Source organism: Actinophytocola sp. (genome assembly GCF_036555685.1).
GTDB lineage: Bacteria > Actinomycetota > Actinomycetes > Mycobacteriales > Pseudonocardiaceae > Actinophytocola.
Genome location: NZ_DATBKY010000279.1, coordinates 1 through 6,251, shown reverse-complemented (window position 1 = coordinate 6,251; position 6,251 = coordinate 1). Strand labels below are relative to the sequence as shown.

4 protein-coding genes are annotated in these 6,251 nt (G+C 65.3%); 3 read left to right on the top strand and 1 reads right to left on the bottom strand.

The window, feature by feature from the left end; genetic code table 11:
• A partial coding sequence (locus tag VH969_RS28310; protein WP_331979707.1) for a hypothetical protein occupies window positions 1–309 on the top strand: 309 nt, incomplete at its 5' end.
• 372 nt (window positions 310–681) lie between these two features.
• The gene (locus tag VH969_RS28305; protein WP_331979705.1) at window positions 682–1,344 is read left to right on the top strand and encodes a hypothetical protein; all 663 of its coding nucleotides are present in this window, start codon (window positions 682–684) and stop codon (window positions 1,342–1,344) included.
• A 198-nt stretch (window positions 1,345–1,542) separates the two neighbouring features.
• Here the strand turns inward: VH969_RS28305 and VH969_RS28300 are convergent, their stop codons facing one another.
• Window positions 1,543–2,682 carry a glycine zipper domain-containing protein gene (locus VH969_RS28300; protein WP_331979703.1) on the bottom strand — a complete coding sequence of 380 codons (1,140 nt, stop codon included), beginning with the start codon at window positions 2,680–2,682 and terminating at the stop codon, window positions 1,543–1,545.
• A 449-nt stretch (window positions 2,683–3,131) separates the two neighbouring features.
• On the opposite strand from VH969_RS28300, the gene VH969_RS28295 reads away from it, so the two are divergent.
• Entirely contained in the window at window positions 3,132–6,239 is a 3,108-nt protein-coding gene (locus VH969_RS28295) for a helix-turn-helix transcriptional regulator (protein WP_331979701.1), read from the top strand.
• Window positions 6,240–6,251 lie beyond the last annotated feature (12 nt).

Sequence of the window (6,251 nt, the reverse complement as noted above, 5' to 3'; positions counted from 1 at the left end):
GTCGAACCGGCCATGGGCAACCACCTGGTCGATCCCACCGCACCGGAGTTCAACGGCACGCCGTTCACCCACACCTGGATCTACGGCGTCTGGAACACCAAGGTGACCTTCTTCGAGCCGATGATCACCCACGCGTGGTTCGCCGGATTGCGCGACGGCTCGATCAACGACGGTTGCTTCGACTTCAAGCTGCCGAGCGCGTGGCAGGAGTCGGGCTGGTACCCGACGAAGTACTGCCTGCGGCACCGCGACAACCGCAGTGATCTCACGATCTCGCTGGAGAACTTCGTCCACCGTCACGCGCGCTGACGAACCGATGCTGCTTGCGGGGCGACCGCGAGCAGGCACAACCGGCGGACCGGAGCAAACCGGCGAACACTCCCTGATCGCCTACGGCAACTGACAGGTTTCTTCCGGTCCCGCAAGCGTCCAACAATCCGGCCGCTCGATCGCTTCCCGGTCGAGCGGCCGGATTGTGCGTGGACCGGCCGAGCAACTGACATAGTGGGCGGACCTGCTGCGCGATGCCACACGTCGCGACCTCCGACGTTCGGGGCACACCAAGTCTCGATCATTGCTCTTGGACGCCAGTAGTGCAGGCCCGTCCGTTTGATGGTCGGCTCCGAACCTGGGGCAAGTCGGCGCCCGCACACAGGGCTCCTCACACAGGCAGGAACGAGCATGACCAACCGAACTCGACGCTGGAAGGGACGCGCCTTCGGGATCCTCGCCGCCGCTGCGGTCGCGGCCGCTGGGATCGTGGCGGCCGGTGCGGCACCAGCTCACGCCCTCATCCGCCCAGACGTCTCCGACTGTTGGGACCCGGTAGAGATCTACTGCTACGACGACGGTGGCGACCCCGGTGGTGGTGGCGGTGGGTCGGGCCAGATCAACGAGCGCGCGATGGTTGCCGGCGGGATCGCCTACGAGATGGTCGAGAACGCACTCGACACCAACGATCCCTGCCGCGCCCTCGTTCATGGCGGCACGGCGTCCCAGGCGCTGGCTGTGTTCCACGCCGTTCCCATCACCTCGTCACAGACGATCAAGCCTGGCCAGCCCGGCGTGGCAGCCGAGGCACCCAGCGGGGCCGGTGCCGCCGGATACATCAAGGTCTACCCGCGCTACTACAACACCGAGCCAGACATGATCTTCAACTACCTGCCGGCGAACACCGGTCTGTCCCGGCGGCCGAGCACAGACGAGTACAAGGCCATGGCCCTGCTGCACGAGAACGCCCACCTCAACGGCAAGCTCGGCGCACACACCGGTCAACAGTCCGGCGAGTTCAACCGACGGATCCTGCAGGACTGCCTCGGTATCAGCAGCTACCCGATCAGCTAGGGAACAGGGGCTGCTGTGTGCTGGCGGGGTGACTGTCGACGACGCCGGCCACAGCCCTCCCGAAGGACTGCAGTTCTCGACAGTTGCCACCAACCGCGCTCCGCCGCGTGGCGGAGGTACGAGGGCCCGGCGCCTGTCGACGCCGGGCCGCTATGGCGGTCACAGACCGTCATCGCCATCGTTGGTCAGGACTCATCGTCAGTCTACGAGATGCCAGTCATAGTCGATCTCATAGTGGGCGCCGTATTCCTTTACGGTGACGGTGCGCACGACACCGATATCAGGGTGCTGACGAATGTTTCCAGGGTCGGTTACGGTCATCACGAGCGGTATCGGCTTGAAGACGTCATTCTTCAGAGTGGTCTTGATCTTATCGATGACCTCGTCGAAGAGTGTGCCCGCCAGCGCGCCGACGGCTGCGCCTACCGCTGTGCCGATGCCGGGGATGACGCTCCCGACCACAGCGCCGGCCACTCCACCAGCCGCCGTGGAGGCGGCCTTCTTGATCTCCGGGCCAACGGCGGCTTCGAGCTTGGCAAAGGTTTCCGCGACGCCGTCGGCGTCCTCCTCGATGACGAGGAGCGACGTCGTGAATGATCGCGGCCAGTAGCTGGGCCGGTTGAGCTCGAAGTCGAGCAGGACGTGTGGCGCATCCCTCCAGCCATTTCTGACCCTGTCGTCGGACACATCGCCGACATACCGTGAGGTGATCGGTGCGACCGCCGGACGGTGGTCCGGGCCGACGGTGACGGCGGCGGAGTCAAGACCCACACCGCTGATCCAAACTTCGTCACTTCCTTCTTCGGTCGAGTCGATTTCGCGGAAGTATCGAAGCCGGAATTGCAGGCGTGCGGGCAGCGGTGTCTGGACGAAGTAGAAGCTTTCGTGGATCTTGTGGTCGGTGCCGACGTAGGCGATGTGCTGCACGTTCTCCGGCGTGGTGTACCACGACGTCGGTGAAGTCCCGTCGAGAACCGGAACCCCGCCCTCGCTGGGTGTTCCCTGGAACCAGCGGTTCTCCCCGCCGATCCGGTAGAAGCATTCGTGGATCTTGTGATCCGTGCCGACATACGCGATGTGCTGCACGTTCTCCGGCGTCGTGTACCACGACGTCGGCGAAGTCCCGGGTAGCACTGGAACCCCGCCTTCGCTGGGAACGGTGTGGAACCAGCGGTTCTCCCCGCCGATGCGGTAGAAGCATTCGTGGATCTTGTGATCCGTGCCGACATACGCGATGTGCTGCACGTTCTCCGGCGTGGTGTACCACGACGTCGGCGAAGTCCCCGGCAACATCGGTACCGCCCCCTCACCAGGCGTTCCCAAAATCCAGCTGTCCATGTCGAATCCTTTCTTGTTTGAATTTCACCTATGCATACTGCCCGGTCGAATTTGAATTCGCGCAGTTTGTTCCTGGGCCAGCTCGATGATTCCTTTATGATTGAATACTCGGCGCGTCGCCATCATGTCCGAAGAATGGTCTGCCGCCACGCGCTGGTTTGGTCCCGATGTCGTCTGGGCCGCAGCCAGTCATCGCGAGTGCGATCACAATCGTGCTCACTAGTTGATCCGGTAGTGAGAACGGGCCCAGACCTTCCCTGCCCATGAAACAACCCCCGAGTTGCGGTGCTGGTAGACGCTCCGACCGGGTTCTAACCGGTCGGTACGCACATCATTGGCAGCCGATGAGGCAAGGCACCACGACGACCGAATAACCGAATGGTCCAGGTCGTCGTTACGTTGGAGATCACGTTGTTCGGCGACGAGCCGCTGCGGCCGGGGGGATCGACATGGTTCAGGTGGAATACGACGATCAGATGCGCCGCCAACTGCGGACTCTCCAACGGGTGGTCGGCGCCCCGACCGACGCGGTACTCGCTCGCCGCAGTGGTGTCGCCCCGGCTACGTTCTCGGAGGTGATGTCGGGCAAGCGTCGCCCGCGGAAGGAGTTCGTCGCCAAGGTCATCGCGGGTTGCGTCACATCGGCGCGGGCCAGCGGCGGTGCCCCGCTCGACGAGCAGCGGGTGCTGCACGCGTTGCGGCTGCCTGGATACACGGCTACGGACACCGGCATCCTGGAACGAGACGATGACCTCGATCGGTGCTCGGTGGTGCTCGAAAGAGCTCGCGCAGGCGCTGGTGCCACGATCGTGGTCGAGGGCGTGGCCGGGATCGGCAAGTCCGAGTTGCTCGCCAGGGTGTGTGCGGAGAGCGCGGTGCGGGGAATCATTCCGCTCGGTGTGCGTGGCAACCAACGGGACCAATTGCTGGCATTCAACGGCGTTCGCGCCCTGCTACGTCGGTGGATCGCCGGCTTCAGCGCGGAGGAACGGAAACGGCTGCTCGGTGGCGCCGCAGCGCACGCAAGTGTTCCGCTGGGATTGCAGATCCCGCTCCGCGGCGCTTCGGGCAGCGTGATCGGCTCCACGGAGGCGTTGTACTGGCTCCTGGTCAATGCCGCCGACGTCGTCAACTCCCGCGGACCAGATGCCGCCCTGCTGTTCGCGATCGACGACGCCCACTGGTTGGACGCGGAGTCGCTGGACTGGCTCGAGTTCGTCACCGACCGGCTTTCCGGCCTGCCCATTGTGCTGGTGATCGCCTACCGGCCCAATGAGCCGAACTCGGGCTCGGCGCTGCCCCGGATTGCGCTGCGCGCTACCGAGGTCATCCGACCACAGCCGTTGAGCCGCGATGCGGTACGAGCGGTGATCGTCCGTGGTCTGAGCCGGCGCGGACCCGCCCCCGATGAGTCGTTCTGTTCCGAAATTCACCTGCGCAGCGGCGGCAATCCTTTCTATCTGCGCTGGATGCTCGCTCTGGCCAGGGACCGAGGCCTCACGCCCTCGTCAGCAGCCGGGGCCGCAGTGGCTCGACTCACCCCCCGCCAGGTCGTGGTGTACCTCAACGAGCGACTGTCCGGGCTCGGCCCGGCCGCGCAACGTCTCGCACAGACGATCGCAGTCCTCGGTCCGGAAACATCTCTCGACGGCGCAATCCGGCTCGCCGGATTGTCGGTCGAGGAGGGCAAACGCGAGTACGACAGGCTCTGCAAGACGGCGATCCTGGCCGATCAGTCCAGCCTGGATTTTTGTCACCCGATTATTCGCAACGCGGTATACGAGGACATCGACCCCTCGGTGCGTAGCGACACCCATCTCACCGCCGCGCGTCAGCTGCATGCGGCCGGCGCGAGCCTGGAGGCGGTGGCGGCGCATCTGCTGAACGTGCACGTCGCGGGCGATCCATGGGTTGTCGACCAGTTGTGCGCTGCCGCCGCCGAGTCGATGGCTTCCGGCCTGGCCAGCACCGCCGCCCGCTACCTGGAGCGCGCGATCGACGAACCGCCCCCGCCCGCCGCGCAGTGCCAGGTTCAGCTGCGGCATGGCCAGGCGCTGGCGTTGGGGGAGACTGCCGCGGCCCTGCCCGCGCTGCTCACGGCGTATCAACAGGCACCGGACGATGGATTGCGCACCGAGGCCGCCGTCGCTCTCGCGAAGACCTATGGATACGCCGACCAGCTCGGCAACGCCGTGCGACTCCTCGACGCCGCCATCGAACGATGCGGCGACACCAGTTCACGTGACCAGCTGACCGCCGAGCAGCTGCTGTGGGGCGCCTGGTGGGCCGACGACCCCCGCCGGGCGGACCGTATGCGGCAGCTGGACCGTATCGCGCCGCCGCTGAAAGGAATCGGTCATGTGCAGCGGCTGCTGATCACGCTGCACGCGTGGAGCCTCGTCTGGCGCGCAGAACCACGAACACAAGCACTGCATGCGACCCAGCGGGTGCTGAGTGACGGCGTCACGTTTACTGACCTCGACCAGGGCATGGAAGTGGGCACGATAACGGCGTTCGTTCACATGTTCTCCGACGAGATCGGCGCCGCAGATGCGTTGTTCGACCAGGCGGTCGATGAGTTCGAGCGTGATGGGTGGCGTGGTACGCACCTCGCGATCGCTCGCGCCCATAAGGGGAACATCGCGCTGCGACAAGGACGGCTCGCCGACGCCGTCGCCGACGCCAGCATCGCGCTGCGCCTCGCGGACCGGACAGGTTCCGGTACCGCCGGAGAGTGGTTCGCCACCGGTACCCTTGTCGAAGCATTGCTCAGCCGAGGCGAGATAGCCCGCGCGACCGCTGTTTGCGCCGACCGCAACTACTCGACGCCCTGGCCCGAAGCGGTGATCCTGCCCATCCCACAGGGGCTGTACGGCACCCTCCAACTCGCTCGAGGAGAGACCGGAAAAGGGATCGGGACACTGCGTCGAGTCGGTCAATGGCTCGAACACGCGCACATGACCAACCCCTCGATCTGCCCATGGCGATTCGAGCTCGCGCGAGCGCTGAGCCGGTCCGCGCCCGATGAGGCACACGAAATCGCCACCGCCGCGCAACAACATGCGGACCGGTTCGGCGCCCCGGTCACCCGCGGACAGGCCATGCGAACCCTGGCCGCCCTGAACCCGAACATCGCCATTGAGCTACTCGAAGAGTCGACGCGCATACTCCGCGACACCGGGAATCAACTGGAGCACGCCCACGCACTCACCGATCTCGGTTCGGCGCTGGCACAGCGCGGTCACAGCGATGACGCACGCACGCCGCTGTCCAGCGCCCTGCTACTCGCCGACGAATGCGGCGCGCTCTCCCTGCGAACGACGATCACAAACCAACTCAAGTCGATCGGTGCGCCCCTCGACATGCCGCGCCGCCGCTCGACCATTCTGGATCCCACCCACCGACGAGTCGCCCAACTCGCGGCCCGGGGATTGTCCGAACCAGAGATGGCCAACGACATGGTCCTCAGCCTGAATACCGTGACCACTATCCTACGTGAGGTCTACGACGACCTCGGGATAACGACTCGAGTCGAACTTCGCAATGCGATCGCGTGACCCGGACTCACC

Coding starts and splice junctions, on each gene's coding strand:
- VH969_RS28300 (WP_331979703.1), bottom strand. CDS start 2,682: ATGGACAGCTGGATTTTGGGAACGCCTGGTGAGGGGGCGGTACCGATG.
- VH969_RS28295 (WP_331979701.1), top strand. CDS start 3,132: ATGGTTCAGGTGGAATACGACGATCAGATGCGCCGCCAACTGCGGACT.
- VH969_RS28305 (WP_331979705.1), top strand. CDS start 682: ATGACCAACCGAACTCGACGCTGGAAGGGACGCGCCTTCGGGATCCTC.